Consider the following 16,281-nt stretch of genomic DNA (forward strand, 5'->3'; position numbering starts at 1 on the left):
CCTCAGTCGGGCAGCACGGCCGTCACTTCAATCTCGACCCGCGCACGCGCCTCCACCAGCCCGGCCACCTGCACGCAGGTCATGGCCGGAAAGTTTTTGCCCATGATTTCGCGGTAGACACCGCCGAGCGCCCTGAGGCTGGCCACATACTCGTCGCGGTCCACCACGTACCAGGTCATGCGGACCATGTGCTCGGGCCCGGCGCCGCCGGCCTTCAGAACGTCTGCAATGTTTTGCAGCGTCTGGCGCGTCTGCGCGACAAAATCATCGCTTTCAAACTCCTGTTGGGCATTCCAGCCGATCTGGCCGCCGACGAACAGCAGCGCGCCGCGCGCGAGAATGCCGTTGGCGTAGCCCTTGGGCTCGGCCCAGTCGGGCGGTTGGATTTTGGTGATCATGTGGTCTCCGGGGATGTTTTCAGGTAGGGCAGCAGGGCGTTGCGCAGGGCGTCGGGAATGGGCACCGGCTTGCCGTGCGGGACTTCCGAATACACCACGACGCCATGGGCCCTGACCCGAAGGCTGCTGCCCCCGGGGGCGGACGGCTCGCCGTGAATTTCATAGTGCATGCCCACGCTGGCGTTGCCGACTTTGGTCAGCTCCAGCGTCATTGTGAGCTGGTCGCCGTGGCGGCACATGCCCAGGAATTCGGTTTTCAGGTCCACGATGGGCACGCCCGCGCCGCCGGCGATCAGGACGTGTTCGGGAAAGCCGATGTGGTTCAGAAAATCCTCCTGCACCTCATGCAGCAGGTAGAAAAACTGCGGGTAAAAAACAATTCCCGCCGGGTCGCAGTGGTGAAACCGGACCTGCTTTTGCGTCGTGAATTTCATGGTTGACGTAGTTTGAAACGTTGCAGTTTGCCGGTTTCGGTCCGCGGCAGGCTGCCCACGAATTCGATCTGGCGCGGGTACTTGAAGGGCGCCAGCGTGGCCTTGACGTGGTCCTGCAGGCTCTTGACCAGGGTCTCGCCAGCCTCGTGGCCGGGCCTTAGCACCACAAAGGCCTTGACGATCATGCCGCGCTCCTCGTCGGGCAGGCCGATCACGCCGCACTCGGCCACGGCCGGGTGCTTGAGCAGCGCGTCTTCCACCTCGGGGCCGCCCACGTTGTAGCCCGACGTGATGATCATGTCGTCGGCGCGGGCCTGGTAGAAGAAGTAGCCGTCATCGTCCTGCACAAAGGCATCGCCGGGGTAGTTCCAGCCGTCCTTGACATACTTCGCCTGGCGCGCATCGTCCAGGTATTTGCAGCCGGTCGGCCCCATGACCGCCAGCTTGCCGACGGTGCCATGCGGCACTTCCGCACCCTGGTCGTCGACCACCTTGGCGGTGTAGCCCGGCACCACCTTGCCGATGGCGCCGCGCCGCACCTCGTCGCCTGCGGACGAAATGAAAATGTGGAACATCTCGGTCGCGCCTATCCCGTCGACCATTTCAATGCCGGTGGCGTCCTTCCAGAGCTGGCGTGTGGCGTCCGGCAGGCCCTCGCCCGCACTCACGCAGATGCGCAGGCTGGGCACGCCGAGCTGCTTGGCAAACGGCGCCATCTGGCGGTAAAAGGTGGGCGCGGTGTAGCACAGGGTGGCACCGATCTGGTTCATCAGCCTGACCATGACCTCGGGTGTGTAGGCCACGCTGGGGTAGTACACCGAGGCGCCAGCCCACATCGGGAAGATCAGCATGCCGCCCAGCCCGAAGGTGAAGGCCAGCGGGGGCGATCCCATCACGATGTCGTCAGGCCTGGCCTTGAGCACATGGCGCGGCCAGGCTTCGCAGGCGGCGAGCACATCGCGGTGCGTGTGCACGGCGGCCTTGGGCTTGCCGGTGGTGCCGGACGTGAAGGCCATCATCGCAATGTCGTCGGCCGCCGTCGGGCAGGGCGTGAATTGGCCGTCTTTCTGTGCGGAAAGGACCGCTAGCGAACCGGGCTCGTTCATGAGGTTGAACGGCACGATGGTGCCGAGCAGGCCGCCCTGATCCCTGGCGGCCTGCAATTCCTGCAGCAGGCTGGCATCGCACAGTGCCAGCGATGGCCGGGCCTTGTCGATGATCTCGCCGAGCTCCTTGGCGCGCAGCAGCGGCATGGTCGCCACCGCCACCAGCCCGGCCTGCACGACACCCAGCCACGCCAGGGCCATGCCGATGGAGTTGCCGCCGCGCAGCAGCACGCGGTTGCCCGGCACGAGGTGAAAGTCTTCCGTCAGCACCTGGGCGATCCGGTTGACGCGCTCCAGTGCGTCGGCATAGCTCAGGGTGATCCGGTCCGAGCGCAGGAAGGGCTTGTCGGCATGTCCTTGCGCCCTGGCCCGGGAGAACAGCACGTCCACCAGATTGGCCTGGTCGGGAATACGCAGTTCGGGCAAGGGGTAGAGCAGTTTTGGCCACTGGTCGGGCGGTGGCAGGCGGTCGCGCACGAAGCAGTCGGTCTGCGCAGAGGACGCCTTCGAATCCGGTGCGTGTGTGGGCGTATTCATGATTGCAACACCGCCTTGCCGATGATGAGTTGCTGGACCTCGGTGGCGCCTTCGTAAATGCGTAGAGAGCGGATGTCGCGGTACAGGCTTTCCACCTTGCTGCCCACCTTCACGCCCTGGCCGCCGTGCATCTGCAGTGCCATGTCGATCACCCGCTGCGCGTTTTCGGTGGCCGTCATTTTGGCCATCGCGGCAGCCACGGTGCGGTCCCGGCGGCCTTCGGCCTCCGTGGTGGCGGTGATGGCAGTGGTGGTGGCGTTGTCCGGACGCGCGCCCGGATCGTTGTGATGGTCGCGCATCCAGGCGGCGCGGTAGGTCAGCAGCGCCGCTGCGTCCACCAGGGCCGCCATCTCGCCGAGTTTGGCCTGGGTCAACTGAAAATCCGCCAGCGTCTGCCCGAACATCTTGCGCGCCCGGGCAAACTGCACCGCCTCCGCGAGGGCGCGGCGCGCCATGCCCAGCGCGGCGCCGGCCACCGACGCCCGAAAGATGTCCAGCGTCTGCATGGCTAGCTTGAAGCCGCCGTGCAGCGTGCCCAGCTGCGCGCTGTCGGCCAGCCTGCAATGGGTGAAATTCAGTGTGGCCAGCGGGTGGGGCGAGATCACCGCGATCGCCTCGCTGCTGTCCAGGCCCTGCGTCGGGGCATCGACGATGAAGGCCGTGATGCCGCGCGTGCCTGCGCCGGGGTCGGTCTTGGCAAAGGTGACATAAAAATCAGCGATGCCGCCGTTGCTGATCCAGGTCTTGCTGCCGTTGAGGGCCCATCCGTCATCCGTGTGGGTGGCGCTCGTTTGCATGGCGCCCACGTCGGAGCCGGCCTCGGCTTCGCTCAGCGCAAAGGCGGCGATTTTTTCGCCGCGGGCTACCTGCGGCAGGTAGGCGGCTTGTTGCTCGGGTGAGCCGGCCAGCGTGATGGCGCCGCTGCCCAGCCCCTGCATGGCAAACGCGAAGTCGGCCAGCGGCGAGTGGAAGGCCAGCATCTCGCGCAAGATGACCAGGGCCCGGGAGTCGAGCTGGTCGAGTGCGCCGCCCAGCACGCCGTCTTTGCCCGCGGGCACGCAGTAGCGCAGCCACTGGTGCTCGCCCAGCAGCCGGACCCACTCCCGGCAGGCCTGGCGGTCATCACGCTCGTCGATGTGCTGGTGGGGGATCCAGTCGGCCAGCCGCCGGCCGAGGTCGCGGTGCGCGCCGTCAAAAAACGGCAGTGCCAGATGTGCTGTCGTCGGGTTCATGCTGAAAACATCCTTGTGACTGTGGACTGTGCCCGGCGTTCAATCGCCCTGGAACACCGGTTTTTGTTTGGCCGCAAAGGCTTCGTAGGCGCGCGTGAAGTCGCCGGTCTGCATGCAGATGGCCTGTGCCTGGGCTTCGGCTTCTATCGCCTGGTCCAGCGTCATGGCCCATTCCTGGTGCAGCATGGTTTTGGTCATGCCGTGCGCAAAGGTCGGGCCGCTGGCCAGTTCGTGCGCCAGCTTGTGGGCCTGGGCCAGGACCTCGCCGGGCTCATGCAGGGCATTGAAAAAGCCCCACTGCAGGCCTTCCTGGGCGTTCATGGCGCGGCCGGTGAACAGCAGCTCGGAGGCGCGGCCCTGGCCGATCAGGCGCGGCAGCAGGGCGCACGCGCCCATGTCTGCGCCCGCCAGGCCGACACGGGTGAACAGGAAGGCGGTCTTCGCCTGCGCGGTGCCCAGCCGCAGGTCGGCCGCCAGCGCCATCATGGCGCCGGCCCCGGCGCAGATACCGTCAATCGCCGCGATGACGGGCTGCGGGCACAGCCGCATCGCCTTGATCAGGTCGCCGGTCATGCGCGTGAACTCCAGCAGTTCGGGCATGGTCATTTTGGTCAGCGGGCCAATGATCTCGTGCACATCGCCGCCCGAGCAGAAATTGCCCCCTGCGCCGGTGAGCACCACGGCTTTCACATCAGTGGCGCGGTTCAGTGCATGGAACAAATCGCGCAGTTCGGCGTAGGAGTCAAACGTCAGCGGGTTTTTGCGCTCAGGGCGGTTCAGCGTCAGCGTCGCCACGCCGGCGTCGAAGGCGTAGGCAAAGTGCCGGGCCTGGTAAGTGGCCAGCGCATCGAACTGCGCGTGCATGGGGTTGGCGGGGACTATGTAGTGTTTCATGCGGTTTCCAGTTTGTTTTCGTTTTGCTGCATATGGTGGTGCTTGACCTTGCCCAGCAGCTTGTGGAGCGATTCGACTTCACGCGGCGACAGGGTTTCAAAGGCCGCCACAATCCAGGCCTCGTGCTGGCGCGCCATCTCGTCAAACAGCTTGCGCCCGCGCGGCGTCAGGCGCACGCGGTAGGCACGGCGGTCGCCTTCAACGTCCACACGTTCCACCAGCCCCTCCTGCACCAACTGGTCGGTGATGCCGGTGACGTTGCCGCCGGTCACCATCATGCGGCGCGATAGCTCGTTCATCTTCAGGCCCTCGGGGCTGCGCTCGAGCTGGGCCATCAGGTCAAACCTCGGGAGCGTGGTGTCGAATTGCTCCCGCAACTGGGTACGCACCTGTTTTTCCACCAGCTGGGTGCAGGTCAGCAGGCGCAGCCAGAGCCGCAGGGCTTCGGGGTGTTCGCTGTGGCCTCGTGCTTCCATGTCCATAGAGCCATTCCTTTTTGTTTTGCTGTTTTCCTGAGAGCCGCCTGCCTTGGTCATGACTGGGCCGCAAGCGCTTGCTGCTTTGAGATTTCACGGTAAAGCTGATCCCGGCCGCTGAGGTACTGTTTGGGCCAGTCCACGGCCTGGCTTTGCAGCTTGGCGGCTTCGTGCAGTGTCCAGGCCGGATCGGCCAGGTGCGGTCGGGCCAGCGCGCACAGGTCGGCCCGGCCGGCGGCAATGATGCTGTTGACATGGTCGACTTCGGAAATCGCACCCACCGCAATGGTCTGTATGCCGACCTCGTTGCGGATGCGGTCGGCAAACGGCGTCTGGTACATGCGGCCATACACCGGTTTGGCCTGGCGCGTGGTTTGGCCCGAGGACACGTCGATCACATCGCAGCCCGCGTCCTTGAACAACCGGGCCACCACGATCGCGTCGTCGGGCGTGTTGCCGCCAGGCGCCCAGTCGTGCGCGGAAATGCGCACGCTCATGGGCAGGTGTGCGGGCCAGACCGCGCGCATGGCGCGAAACACCTCCAGTGGGTAGCGGCAGCGGTTTTCGATGTTGCCGCCGTACTCGTCGCTGCGCAGATTGGTCAGCGGCGTGATGAAGGCCGACAACAGGTAGCCGTGCGCGCAGTGCAGTTCCAGCCAGTCGAAGCCGGCGGCGGCGGCGCGCCGGGTGGCGTCCACAAATTGCTGCTTGAGCGCTTCCATGTGCGTGTGCGTCATGGCCTGCGGCGTCTGGTTGCGCTCGCCATAGGGCACGGCGCTGGCCGACACCACCGGCCAGTTGGCATGCGGCCCCCCTGCGGGCAGCGGTTCATCCATCTCTTCCCAGCCCACCTGGGTCGAGCCCTTGGGGCCGCTGTGGCCGAGCTGCATGCCGATTTTGGCCGTGCTCTGGCCGTGCACGAAATCCACAATCCGCTTGAAGGCGGCCGTTTGCTCGTCGTTCCACAGACCGGTGCAGGCCGGAGTGATGCGGCCCTCGGGATTCGGGCTGGTCATCTCCACCATCACCATGGCGGCACCGCCGAGCGCGCGCGCGCCCAGGTGCACCAGGTGGAAGTCTTGCGGCACACCGTCAATGGCGCTGTAGGTTGCCATCGGCGAGCACACAATGCGGTTCTTGAGCTCGGTGCCGCGCACCTTGAACGGCGTCAGCATGGGCGGAATCACCGGGCCGCCCGACAGCCAGGATTCATAGCTTTCGATCCATTTTGCATCGCGCAGCCGCAGGTTCTCGTGGCTGATGCGCTGCGAGCGGGTCAGCAGCGAATAGGCGAACTGCTCGATCTCCATGCTGCTGTAGCGGTTGACGTTCTCGAACCACTCGGTGGAGTTGCGCGCCGCGTTCTGGATTTTCAGCACCTCGACGCTGCGCCGTGCCTCATAAGCCTGCAGTACCTCGTCCATGCCGTGGCCGGTGTTGAATTCCTCAGCGCTCGCGCTGAATTCATTCGCCAGATCGATCGCGTCCTCGAGCGCCAGTTTGGTGCCGCTGCCAATCGAGAAATGCGCGGTATGCGCGGCGTCGCCCATGAGCACAATGGGCACGCGCTTTCCTTCCACGGTTTCATGGTGCACCCAGCGTTCGCACACCACGCGCGGAAACCGGATCCAGATGGCCGAGCCGCGCACATGCGTGGCATTGTTCATCAGGGCATTGCCGTCCAGGTATTTGGCAAACAGGCGCTCGCAAAAGGCGATGCCGTCTTCCTGGCTCATCTGGTCCAGGCCATGGGCCTTCCAGACGGCTTCCGGGGTTTCGACGATGAAGGTCGAGGTGTTCTCGTCAAACTTGTAGGCATGCGCGGCAAACCAGCCGTGCTCGGTTTTCTCGAAGGCGAAGGTGAAGGCGTCGAAGGTCTTGCGCGTACCCAGCCAGACGAAGCGGCAGGCGCGCAACTCGACATCGGGCTGGAAGGTTTCCGCGTAGCGGTTGCGGATGCGGCTGTTCAGCCCGTCGCTGGCCACCACCAGGTCGGCCTGGTACTGCGCGGCAATCGCCTGGTCGTCCTGCACATCGGTTTCAAACACCAGCTCAACACCCAGCGCCAGGCAGCGCTCTTGCAGGATATTGAGCAGGCGCTTGCGGCCGATGCCGCAAAAACCATGGCCGCCCGAGCGCACGCTGCGGCCCTTGAAGAACACCTCGACATCGTCCCAGTGGTTGAAGGCGTCGCCAATCAGCTGCGCGCTGACCGGGTCGGCCACCCGCAGATTGCCCAGCGTCTGGTCTGACAGCACCACGCCCCAGCCGAAGGTGTCAAACGGGCGGTTGCGCTCGACCACGGTCACCTGGTGTGCCGGGTTTTGCAGCTTCATCAACAAGGCGAAATACAGACCTGCGGGGCCGCCGCCAAGACAAAGGATGTGCATGAATGTGTGCTCGCTCGATTAATCTGACCTTAATTGTTTAGGTTTAAAGTAAATTCGTCAAGCGGTTTTTCACCGGCCGGCCACGGCGCTTTTCCGGCCAGCCAAAAGCCAATTGAAGCCAAATGAGGTCAGGGCTCCCAACCTCAGGGGCGTGTCGAGGCGTTTCAGGGCGCCTGAAAGCCCGCGGCGCGGTACGTGAGCACCAGCGTGTCCCGGTAGCCGTCTTCCGCGGGGCCATCGCCCGGCAGGATGGGTGTGGTTTCGTGAATGACGCGTGCGTCGTCCAGCAGCAGGGTGGTCAGGGGTTCCTGCATGACAAAGCGTACGCCGTCCGGGCCATTCGCGTCAAACACCCGGGTTTCCCCGCCTTTGACGCCGTGGCGGGCTACCAGCAGCACCACCACAAAGTCCACGCCATCGCGGTGAGCGCCTTCCGGCGTCGGGCGTCCGACGCCGCCGGCGGTGTCGATGCGGAACTGGTGGGCCTCGATATACCACCGCGGCACCGGCCGGACCTGGGCAAACAGCTTTCCCAGGCTGGCCAGCAAATCAGTCCAGGCGGGCGCCTCGGCCACAGCTGGTTCCACCGGCTCGAACCAGCGCTCGAAGCCGCCATGCAAGGCGTTGTAGTCGGTGGGCTGCCAGTGGGCGCGGTGCGGTACCTGCGTGAGCGCGCCACCGGGCAGTTCCTGGACAAAGCAGGCATGCCGGCGCTTGCGGTAATGCCCGCCGTCCTTGAGGTGGGCGTCGGGCGGCAAGCGGTTCCAGGAGTCGGTCAGCTGGTGCCAGCCCTGCCTCCATGCGGGGCTGTCGAGGTGCAGGCTGGTGGTGAGGCCGGCCGGGTAGAGCAGGCTCAGGCCATCCTGGCGAAGGGCCTGATCCGCGGGTTTTTGAACGGTGGCGATATTGAACATGCTGGCTATTTTGCTTTACCGTGCGCCCAGATGCAGCGCAGGGGTTTGCTGGAGCCGGAAGCGGTGCGCAGAGCAGGGCCGAAAGGCGATTTCAAAAATGAGCAAAAAGAGGTGAACCCTCGCTGCAGACAGGGGTCAAAAAGCTGCTCATAATGAAGGTGCTGTTTATCAGAGGAGTCTTTCATGCTGTACAAATTCAAATCCAAAGATGCCGGCAACGTGATCATGCTGGAGCCCAATGGCCGCCGCGTTCTTGAAATCATCGGCAAGCACGCCGGGCCCAAGGGCATCATCCTGCCCGAGGAGATGCCCGCGGCGATTGAGGCGCTCAAGGCGGCCATTGCGCTGGAATATGCAGGCGATGAACAGGTCGGTACCGTGCCGGGCGATGGGCTGGGCCTGCATCAGCGCGCCCTGCCTTTCATCGACATGCTCGAGCGCAACCACAAGGCCGGCCACGAAGTGGTCTGGGGCGTGTAAAGACTGCGGAAAAGGTTGCGATAAAGGCTGCGGCCCTGCGCCGGTTCCTCCCGCCAAAAAGCCCCGGTGACGGGGCTTTTTTGCGCGCTGGACGTGCAGGCAGTGCTGCAGCGCCAGCGCTACACGAAGCTCAGCGAAACCCGGTTCGGAACTCAGTCGATTTTCGCACCGGAAGCCTTCACCACCTGGGCCCACTTCTTGTGCTCCGCGTCGATGAAGGCCGTGAACTGTTGCGGCGTGTTGCCGCCCGGAATCGCACCTTGTGCAAGCAGTTTTTCCTTGATGGCCGGCGTGTTCAGCGACTTGGCCACTTCCTGCTGGATGCGGTTGACAACGTCGGGCGGCGTTGCCGCCGGCGCCAGCAAACCAAACCACGAACTCGCGTCATAACCCTTCAGCGCGGGCCCGCCCGCCTGTTCCACCGTCGGCACATCGGGCAGGGCCGCGGAGCGCTGTGAACTGGTGACGGCCAGCGCCTTGAGCTTTCCTGATTTGATGAGCTGCATGGAGGACGGCAGGTTGTCGAACATCACATCCATGTCGCCACCCACCATGGCCAGCAGCGCCGGGCCCGAGCCGGTGTAAGGGAAGTGGGTCATGTAGGTGCCGCTCATGGTTTTGAACAGCTCGCCGGCCAGATGGATGGACGTGCCGTTGCCGCTGGAGGCCATGTTGAACTGGCCCGGTTTCGACTTGGCGACCCGGATGAAGTCGGCAACATTGCTGATGCCGGCAGCCCGCGCTTTTTCAGCGTTGACGATCATCACGTTCGGCACGCCCGCGACCAGCGTGATGGGGGCAAAGTCCTTTTGCGGGTCGAAAGCCATCTTGCTGTAGAGCGATTTGTTGATGCCGTGCGTTCCGACCGTTCCCATCAGCAGGGTGTAGCCGTCGGGCGCCGACTTGGCCACCGCATCGGCGCCGATGTTGCCACCGGCCCCGGCACGGTTCTCGACCACAAACTGCTGGCCGAAGGCTTTGGACAGTTCAGGCGCCATTGCGCGGGCCAGAATGTCCGTGGTGCCGCCAGGCGCGAAAGGCACCACGATCTTGACGGGCTTGGTCGGCCATGTGCTTTGGGCCCACACGGTAGGCGCTATAAAAACAATAGCAGATAGCGCGCAATTAACGAGGGCAAGGCGCCGGTTTTGTTTAAAGGAAAGATTCAAGACGGTCTCCGGTGGATGGGTGCACGCTGCAGCCAGCAAAGATACCGTGCCCGCACCGTTGCTTCAAGAGGGTAAATCCGGGCATGATCCGGGCATGAAAAAAGCCGCCGGAGTCGACCCGGCGGCTTGGCAATCAGGGCGATGCCTGCGTGCTCAGTCGGCAAACTTTCCGGCGGCTTCGATCACCGGCTTGATTTTGGCGATCTGGTCCGCCACGAAAGCCTTGTGGGCCGCCGGCTCGACGCGCTTGTCGGCGACGACGATGGCGCCCAGGCCTTCCTGCTTCTTGATGAAGTCAGGGTCCTTCAGCGCCAGCTTGAGCGCGGTGTTGAGCTGGGCCAGCACGGCTGGAGGTGTGCCCTTGGGCGCATACAGGCCATGCCAGATCGTCAGCTCGAAGCCCTTCAAGCCCATTTCCTGCAGCGTCGGGTAGTCCTTGAGCACCTTGTTGCCGGACAGCGGCTTGGCGGTCGTCACGGCAAACGCCTTGACGCGGCCGGCCTCGATCTGCCCCGTGGTGTTGGTGGTCTGATCGCACATCAGGTCGACCTGGCCACCCACCAGCGCGTTCATGGCAGGCGCGGTGCCACCAAATGGAATCGTCGTCATGGCCTCGCTGGCCTTGATGGCCGATTGCCACATCAGGCCGCACAGATGAGAGGCTGAACCCAGGCCGGCATGGGCAATATTGAGCTTGCCGGCGTTGGTGCGAATATAGTTTTCAAAGTCGCGGTAGTTGTTGGCCGCCAGCTGGGGTTTGCCAATCAGCGTCATTGGCACTTCGTTGACCATGCCCAGGTATTCGAAGTCTTCGAGCGGCTTGTACTGCAGCTTGCGGTACAGGCCCGGCGCCGCGGCCATGCCGATGTGGTGCAGCAGCAGCGTGTGGCCGTCGGGTGCAGCCTTGGCAACCTTGGTAGCGCCAATCGTGCCGCCGGCGCCGTTGACGTTTTCCACCACAAAATTGGCGCCACCGCCCATGGATTTGCGCATGGCTTCTGCCAGGTCGCGCGCCACCCGGTCGGTGGGGCCGCCGGCTGCAAAAGGAACCACGAAGCTGATGGGCTTGGAGCCCGGGAAGGTTTGGGCGTTGGCGAAGAGGGCTGTCGCGGCGACGGCCAAGACTAACAGGCGTTTCATGCGTGTCTCCTTGAAAATAAGCCCTTGAGTGTACGGTTGGCCCGCCGTAAATTGACGGCGGGAACTACGTAAGCAAAATCCTCTAGAGGGGCGTGCTCCCGCACGAAAAGAGTGGCGGCCTCCCCCCTCGGGCAGGCATACCCTTTCTTCATTGATAGCTGCGGGCGTCCTCAATCACCTTGCCGTCGTTCGGAAGGCTTCCAGGGGCCATCAACTGCACCGTGCCGCGCAGCTTGGTGACATCGCGTATGGCCTCGCCGATGCGCTGGTCCAGCCCCGCCTGCGCTGCGGCGCCCCCTGCGACCTCGACCTGAAGGGTCATGCTGTCATTGGCCATCTCGCCGTTGACCACCAGCCGGGCCTTGCCCACCTCGGGAAAACGCCGGGTGATGTCGGCTATCTGGCCCGGGTGCACAAACATGCCGCGCACCTTGACGGTCTGGTCCGCCCGCCCCATCCAGCCCTTGATGCGGGTGTTGGTACGCCCGGTCGGGCAGGTGCCCGGCAACACGGCCGACAGGTCGCCGGTGCCGAAGCGGATCAGGGGATAGTCGGGGTTTAGCGTGGTCACCACGAGTTCGCCCACTTCACCTTCGGCCACCGGGTCGCCCGTGCCGGGACGGACGATTTCCACAATCACGCCCTCATCCAGCACCAGGCCTTCACGCGCTTCGGTTTCGTAGGCAATCAGGCCCAGGTCCGCCGACGCATAGCACTGGTAGGCGGCTATGCCGTGCTCGCCCAGCCAGTCGCGCAGGCTGGGTGGACAGGCTTCGCCAGACACCATGGCCCGGGTCACGGTGGGCAGCGCCACCTTCATCTCGGCGGCTTTTTCGACAATGATTTTGAGGAAGCTGGGCGTGCCGACATAACCGGCCGGCTTGAGCTCGGCCATGGCCTGTACCTGCTGCTCGGTCTGCCCCGTGCCGCCCGGAAACACCGTGCAGCCCAGCGCGTGGGCGCCGCTTTCCATCATGGTGCCGGCCGGCACGAAGTGGTAGCTGAAGCAGTTGTGGACCAGCTGCCCCGGCTTGAAGCCAGCGGCGTGCAGGGCCCGCGCCATGCGCCAGTAGTCCTTGCGCGTGCTGTCGGGCTCGTAAATCGTGCCGGGGCTGGCGAACACGCGCGGCATCGCGGCGCCATAACGCAGCGCGCTGAAGCCGCCGAAAGGGTCGCCGCCCGCCCGTCGTGCGGCCTGCTGGCGCTCCAGCAGCTCGTGCTTGCGCGTCACGGGCAGGCGCGCCAGCGCGGCGCGCGAGCTGATGGCTGCGCTGTCCACGCCCTGCAGGATGCCGGCGAAAGCCGGCGCGTGGGACTGCGCATGCGCGATCTGCTGCGGCAGCGCGGCCATCTGGGCGGCTTCGCGTTGTGAAGGGCTTCGCACTTCCAGTGCGTCGTAATGTGTGGTCATGTGAGATCTTCCAAATCCTGTCAATACCTCGGCGCGATCAGTTGCAGCAGCGGAACATGGGGCGACGAATCTGAAACCAGCAGGGGCCGCGGAACCGGCTTCGCCGGGCCGCAGGCGCAGCGGCCCCCTCGGGGGGCAGCGAACCACACGAAGTGGGGAGCGTGGGGGCCATATTCACGCCAGCCAGCGTTTGCGGCGCTTGTAGCTCTTGACGTCCTTGAAGCTTTTGCGTTCACCGCCGCCCACGCCCAGGTAAAACTCCTTGACGTCTTCGTTGTTGGCGAGGTCGGCCGCGAGCCCGTCCATGACCACGCGGCCGCTTTCCATGATGTAGCCGTAGTCGGCGTACTTCAGCGCCATATTGGTGTTTTGCTCAGCCAGCAGGAAGGTGACTTTTTCTTTCTGGTTGAGGTCTTTGACGATGTTGAACACCTCTTCCACAATCTGCGGCGCCAGCCCCATCGACGGCTCGTCCAGCAGCACCACGGAGGGGCTGGCCATCAATGCCCGGCCAATCGCACACATCTGCTGCTCGCCGCCGGAGGTGTACGCGGCCTGCGATGTACGCCGCGTTTTCAGGCGCGGAAAGTAGTTGTAGACCTTTTCCAGATTGGCCGCCATTTCGGCCTTGCTCTTGCGGGTGTAGCCGCCGGTCAGCAGGTTTTCTTCGATGGTCAGGTGGGCGAAGCAATGCCGGCCTTCCATGACCTGCACCACGCCGCGTTGCACCAGGTCGGAGGTCGAGAGGTTTTCAATGCGCTCGCCGCGCAGCTCGATCGAGCCCTTGGTGACTTCTCCCCGTTCCCCTTTGAGGAGGTTGGAAATCGCGCGCAGGGTCGTGGTCTTGCCCGCGCCATTGCCGCCCAGAATGGCGACGATGCGGCCTTCGGGGACCTGAAGCGAAACGCCCTTGAGCACGAGGATCACGTGGTTGTAAATGACCTCGATGCCATTGACGTTGAGAACGATGTCTGGTTTTTCCATGCTGTTTTTTTCCAAGTGCCAACTGAAAGAACAGCCCTCTGTTCTTTCAGTTGGCGGCTCATCGGAGCCGCGCCCCTCCCGCCCGGCGGGCAGGGCTGGGGAGGGTGCTGTCAGGACTGGCAGTCAGCCGGAGTGCGCGGCGTCAGCTTTTTCTCGGTGGCGTATCTGGCGGCGGTGGACTTGATCAGCGGCTTGAGGATTTGTTCATCGGCCTGCAGCCAGTCGGAGGTGAATTTCCACTGCTTGCCGTCCCAGGTGTGGATGCGGGCCCAGGCTGCACCCATGTGGTCGGTGCACGAGGTGCTGATCGGGCGCATCACGCCGGCAAAGCCCAGGGCGTCCAGTTTGGCCTGCGTCAGGTTGAGGTTTTCCAGACCCCAGCGGACCTGCTCGCCTGTCATGACCTTGCCCTTGCCGAAGCGGTCCTGGGCGGCGCGTATGCCTTCCACGCCCAGCATGGCGCTCATGGCGCCACGTACGTAGAGCACCTGCCCCACTTCGTCCTTGGGCCCCGTGCCCTGGCCCTTGTCGTGCACCAGGGTCAACACGTCCTTGACGAGTTTGGACTGCGGTTCGGCGCCGTGCTGCAAGGTCACGGCGTTGTAGCCCTTGGCGCCGTCCGCCACGTCTTTCACGTCAGGCTCGGCACCGGCCCACCACACGCCGTACATTTTTTCGCGCGGGTAGCCGGTCGCTTGCGCTTCCTTGATGGCGGTGGAGTTCATCACGCCCCAGCCCCACAGCAAGGTGTAGTCGGGGCGGGCCTGCCGAATTTGCAGCCAGGTGGCTTTTTGCTCCACGCCGGGCGCGGTGACAGGCAGTAGCTGCAGCTCAAAACCGAGTTGTTTGCTGCGCTCCTGCAGCAGGGCAATCGGCTCCTTGCCATAGGGGCTGTCGTGGTAGACCAGCGCGATTTTCTTGCCTTTGAGTTTGTCGAGCCCACCCTCTTTTTTACCGATGGCCTGCAGGATGGCGTCCGAGGCCACCCAGTAGGTGCCCGCGATCGGAAAATTCCATTTGAAGACGGAGCCGTCCGCGCTTTCACTGCGCCCGTAGCCCACCGTGACGACGGAGATTTTGTCGGCGGGCGCCTTCTCTGTGATGGCGAAGGTGGCCCCCGTGGACAGCGGCTGCACCAGCGCGGCGCCACCGTTTTTGCCTTTCAGGCGTTCATAGCATTCCACGCTGCGCGCCGTGTCATAGCCGGTTTCGCACTCTTCAAACGAGAGCTTGACGCCATTGAGGCCGCCGCGGGCATTGACCAGCTTGAGGTAGTCGACATAGCCATTGGCCCACGGCGCGCCATTGGGCGCGTAAGGCCCGGTCCGGTATGACAGCACCGGAATGAACTGCTCCTTGGCCTGGGCCAGCGCGCCGGTGGACACCAGGGACGATGCGCCGGCAGCCACAGCCGCAACGGCGAGAATCAAATTGCGAACCTTCATTGTTGTCTCCTAATAATTAAAAGCAAAGCACCCGAAAACCCGAAATCCGAAAACTGATATCCCGACAAGTGATCAATTACCAAAAAAATGCGCTCGTTTCATGGGTAGTCCCCAATCAACCCTGGTCCTAATGGGGAAACGGCCAGAGCCGCAGCTTCTGTTTGCCAATGGCCCAGAGCTTGGCCAGCCCGTGCGGCTCCACGATCAGGAACCAGACGATCAGACCGCCAAAAATCATCAGCTCGGCATGGGAGACGCCCGCGGTGGAAATCTCAAATCCAAATGCATGTGCCAGCACCGGCAGGAACTGGTTCAGCGCGATCGGCAGGACGGTGATGAAGGCCGCACCCAGAAAGCCGCCCAGGATGGAGCCCATGCCGCCGATGATCACCATGAAAAGAAGCCGGAAGGACTGGTCTACCGAAAATGCGGCAGGCTCCCAGGCGCCCAGGTAGACGAAGCCCCACAGTGCGCCGGCCATGCCGATGATGAAGGAGCTCACCGCAAAGGCACTGAGCTTGGCGTACATCGGACGAATCCCGATGACGGCCGCTGCCACGTCCATGTCGCGGATCGCCATCCACTCCCGCCCGATGGCGCCGCGCACCAGGTTCTTGGCCAGGAACGCCATCACCACCAGGATAGACAGGCACAGCCAGTATTTGCTGTGGGCGCTTTCAATCGGCAGGCCAAACACCTGCAGGTTGGAGACGGACACCGACCCTGAAGGGGAGTCGTTGGTAAACCACTTGATGCGCAGGAACATCCAGTCCGCGAAGAACTGTGCGGCCAGCGTCGCCACCGCCAGGTACAGGCCCTTGACCCGCAGGCTGGGCAGCCCGAACAGGATGCCGAATACCGTGGCGCACAGCCCGCCCAGAATCACCGCCGGGATGAGCGGCATGCCGGGAATGCGCACAAAAAAGTTATAGGCGCCATACGCGCCCACCGCCATGAAGGCGCCGGAGCCCAGTGAAATTTGCCCGCAATACCCCACCAGGATGTTCACGCCGAGTGCGGCCAGCGCAATGATCAGGAAAGGGATGAGGATGGCGCGAAAGAGATAGTCGCTAGCCAGCATGGGCACCGCTGCGAAGGCGAAAATCAGGAACAGGCCCACCACCACGCGGTCCTGCAGGATGGGGAAGATCTGCTGGTCCGCCCGGTAGGTTGTCTTGAATTGGCCGTTTTCTCTGTAGAGCATAAGGATGAGCCGCTGTTAGATCGCAATGAAAGAAGTTCCGCGTCGGGTTTTGCCCCGTGCAGCAGGG

At 63.9% G+C, this 16,281-nt stretch carries 16 protein-coding genes; 1 reads left to right on the plus strand and 15 read right to left on the minus strand.

The features are described from left to right. Positions 1–2 precede the first annotated feature (2 nt). The 9 genes from AC1DS5_RS14670 to AC1DS5_RS14710 all read right to left on the minus strand — a co-directional run bounded on the left by AC1DS5_RS14670 (position 3) and on the right by AC1DS5_RS14710 (position 8,566). Entirely contained in the window at positions 3–398 is a 396-nt protein-coding gene (locus AC1DS5_RS14670) for a RidA family protein (protein ID WP_477718981.1), read from the minus strand. Further along, positions 395–832 carry an acyl-CoA thioesterase gene (locus AC1DS5_RS14675; protein WP_477718982.1) on the minus strand — a complete coding sequence of 146 codons (438 nt, stop codon included), beginning with the start codon at positions 830–832 and terminating at the stop codon, positions 395–397. Before AC1DS5_RS14675 ends, AC1DS5_RS14670 begins: the two co-directional genes overlap by 4 nt. Further along, complete coding sequence (locus tag AC1DS5_RS14680; protein ID WP_477718983.1) at positions 829–2,475, minus strand: AMP-binding protein; 1,647 nt, start codon at positions 2,473–2,475, stop codon at positions 829–831. The genes AC1DS5_RS14675 and AC1DS5_RS14680 overlap by 4 nt, the downstream gene beginning before the upstream one ends. Next, complete coding sequence (locus AC1DS5_RS14685) at positions 2,472–3,707, minus strand: acyl-CoA dehydrogenase family protein (protein WP_477718984.1); 1,236 nt, start codon at positions 3,705–3,707, stop codon at positions 2,472–2,474. Before AC1DS5_RS14685 ends, AC1DS5_RS14680 begins: the two co-directional genes overlap by 4 nt. Before the next feature lie 39 nt (positions 3,708–3,746). After that, positions 3,747–4,601, minus strand: coding sequence for an enoyl-CoA hydratase family protein (locus tag AC1DS5_RS14690; RefSeq protein ID WP_477718985.1), 855 nt, complete (start codon positions 4,599–4,601; stop codon positions 3,747–3,749). Further along, positions 4,598–5,083 carry a MarR family winged helix-turn-helix transcriptional regulator gene (locus tag AC1DS5_RS14695; RefSeq protein WP_477718986.1) on the minus strand — a complete coding sequence of 162 codons (486 nt, stop codon included), beginning with the start codon at positions 5,081–5,083 and terminating at the stop codon, positions 4,598–4,600. The genes AC1DS5_RS14690 and AC1DS5_RS14695 overlap by 4 nt, the downstream gene beginning before the upstream one ends. Before the next feature lie 50 nt (positions 5,084–5,133). Next, a complete protein-coding gene (locus AC1DS5_RS14700; RefSeq protein WP_477718987.1) occupies positions 5,134–7,467 on the minus strand; it encodes a bifunctional salicylyl-CoA 5-hydroxylase/oxidoreductase in 2,334 nt (777 codons plus the stop codon). A 164-nt stretch (positions 7,468–7,631) separates the two neighbouring features. After that, entirely contained in the window at positions 7,632–8,381 is a 750-nt protein-coding gene (locus AC1DS5_RS14705; protein ID WP_477718988.1) for a 2OG-Fe dioxygenase family protein, read from the minus strand. 5 nt (positions 8,382–8,386) lie between these two features. Continuing rightward, positions 8,387–8,566: a hypothetical protein gene (locus tag AC1DS5_RS14710; protein WP_477718989.1), complete on the minus strand. Its 180-nt coding sequence runs from the start codon at positions 8,564–8,566 to the stop codon at positions 8,387–8,389. Here AC1DS5_RS14710 and AC1DS5_RS14715 point away from each other — a divergent pair. Beyond that, entirely contained in the window at positions 8,565–8,861 is a 297-nt protein-coding gene (locus tag AC1DS5_RS14715; protein WP_477718990.1) for a DUF1840 domain-containing protein, read from the plus strand. The genes AC1DS5_RS14710 and AC1DS5_RS14715 overlap by 2 nt on opposite strands. Before the next feature lie 152 nt (positions 8,862–9,013). Here the strand turns inward: AC1DS5_RS14715 and AC1DS5_RS14720 are convergent, their stop codons facing one another. The 6 genes from AC1DS5_RS14720 to AC1DS5_RS14745 all read right to left on the minus strand — a co-directional run bounded on the left by AC1DS5_RS14720 (position 9,014) and on the right by AC1DS5_RS14745 (position 16,214). Next, positions 9,014–9,970 carry a Bug family tripartite tricarboxylate transporter substrate binding protein gene (locus AC1DS5_RS14720; RefSeq protein ID WP_477719053.1) on the minus strand — a complete coding sequence of 319 codons (957 nt, stop codon included), beginning with the start codon at positions 9,968–9,970 and terminating at the stop codon, positions 9,014–9,016. A 213-nt stretch (positions 9,971–10,183) separates the two neighbouring features. Then, positions 10,184–11,170, minus strand: a complete 987-nt coding sequence (locus tag AC1DS5_RS14725) for a tripartite tricarboxylate transporter substrate-binding protein (RefSeq protein WP_477718991.1) — start codon at positions 11,168–11,170, stop codon at positions 10,184–10,186. Between the two features lie 148 nt (positions 11,171–11,318). After that, positions 11,319–12,581: a phenylacetate--CoA ligase family protein gene (locus AC1DS5_RS14730; protein ID WP_477718992.1), complete on the minus strand. Its 1,263-nt coding sequence runs from the start codon at positions 12,579–12,581 to the stop codon at positions 11,319–11,321. Between the two features lie 174 nt (positions 12,582–12,755). Then, a complete protein-coding gene (locus AC1DS5_RS14735; RefSeq protein ID WP_477718993.1) occupies positions 12,756–13,565 on the minus strand; it encodes an ABC transporter ATP-binding protein in 810 nt (269 codons plus the stop codon). Positions 13,566–13,675: 110 nt separating this feature from the next. After that, entirely contained in the window at positions 13,676–15,010 is a 1,335-nt protein-coding gene (locus AC1DS5_RS14740; RefSeq protein WP_477718994.1) for an ABC transporter substrate-binding protein, read from the minus strand. A gap of 127 nt (positions 15,011–15,137) precedes the next feature. Beyond that, a complete protein-coding gene (locus AC1DS5_RS14745; RefSeq protein ID WP_477718995.1) occupies positions 15,138–16,214 on the minus strand; it encodes a branched-chain amino acid ABC transporter permease in 1,077 nt (358 codons plus the stop codon). Positions 16,215–16,281 lie beyond the last annotated feature (67 nt).

This window comes from Polaromonas sp. P4_H1, from assembly GCF_056400945.1.

Excerpts from the sequence above, each read along its gene's own strand:
- AC1DS5_RS14730 (WP_477718992.1), bottom strand. The coding sequence starts at position 12,581 with ATGACCACACATTACGACGCACTGGAAGTGCGAAGCCCTTCACAACGC.
- AC1DS5_RS14685 (WP_477718984.1), bottom strand. The coding sequence starts at position 3,707 with ATGAACCCGACGACAGCACATCTGGCACTGCCGTTTTTTGACGGCGCG.
- AC1DS5_RS14735 (WP_477718993.1), bottom strand. The coding sequence starts at position 13,565 with ATGGAAAAACCAGACATCGTTCTCAACGTCAATGGCATCGAGGTCATT.
- AC1DS5_RS14710 (WP_477718989.1), bottom strand. The coding sequence starts at position 8,566 with ATGAAAGACTCCTCTGATAAACAGCACCTTCATTATGAGCAGCTTTTT.
- AC1DS5_RS14740 (WP_477718994.1), bottom strand. The coding sequence starts at position 15,010 with ATGAAGGTTCGCAATTTGATTCTCGCCGTTGCGGCTGTGGCTGCCGGC.
- AC1DS5_RS14705 (WP_477718988.1), bottom strand. The coding sequence starts at position 8,381 with ATGTTCAATATCGCCACCGTTCAAAAACCCGCGGATCAGGCCCTTCGC.
- AC1DS5_RS14670 (WP_477718981.1), bottom strand. The coding sequence starts at position 398 with ATGATCACCAAAATCCAACCGCCCGACTGGGCCGAGCCCAAGGGCTAC.
- AC1DS5_RS14725 (WP_477718991.1), bottom strand. The coding sequence starts at position 11,170 with ATGAAACGCCTGTTAGTCTTGGCCGTCGCCGCGACAGCCCTCTTCGCC.
- AC1DS5_RS14680 (WP_477718983.1), bottom strand. The coding sequence starts at position 2,475 with ATGAATACGCCCACACACGCACCGGATTCGAAGGCGTCCTCTGCGCAG.
- AC1DS5_RS14715 (WP_477718990.1), top strand. The coding sequence starts at position 8,565 with ATGCTGTACAAATTCAAATCCAAAGATGCCGGCAACGTGATCATGCTG.
- AC1DS5_RS14675 (WP_477718982.1), bottom strand. The coding sequence starts at position 832 with ATGAAATTCACGACGCAAAAGCAGGTCCGGTTTCACCACTGCGACCCG.
- AC1DS5_RS14745 (WP_477718995.1), bottom strand. The coding sequence starts at position 16,214 with ATGCTCTACAGAGAAAACGGCCAATTCAAGACAACCTACCGGGCGGAC.
- AC1DS5_RS14700 (WP_477718987.1), bottom strand. The coding sequence starts at position 7,467 with ATGCACATCCTTTGTCTTGGCGGCGGCCCCGCAGGTCTGTATTTCGCC.
- AC1DS5_RS14690 (WP_477718985.1), bottom strand. The coding sequence starts at position 4,601 with ATGAAACACTACATAGTCCCCGCCAACCCCATGCACGCGCAGTTCGAT.
- AC1DS5_RS14695 (WP_477718986.1), bottom strand. The coding sequence starts at position 5,083 with ATGGACATGGAAGCACGAGGCCACAGCGAACACCCCGAAGCCCTGCGG.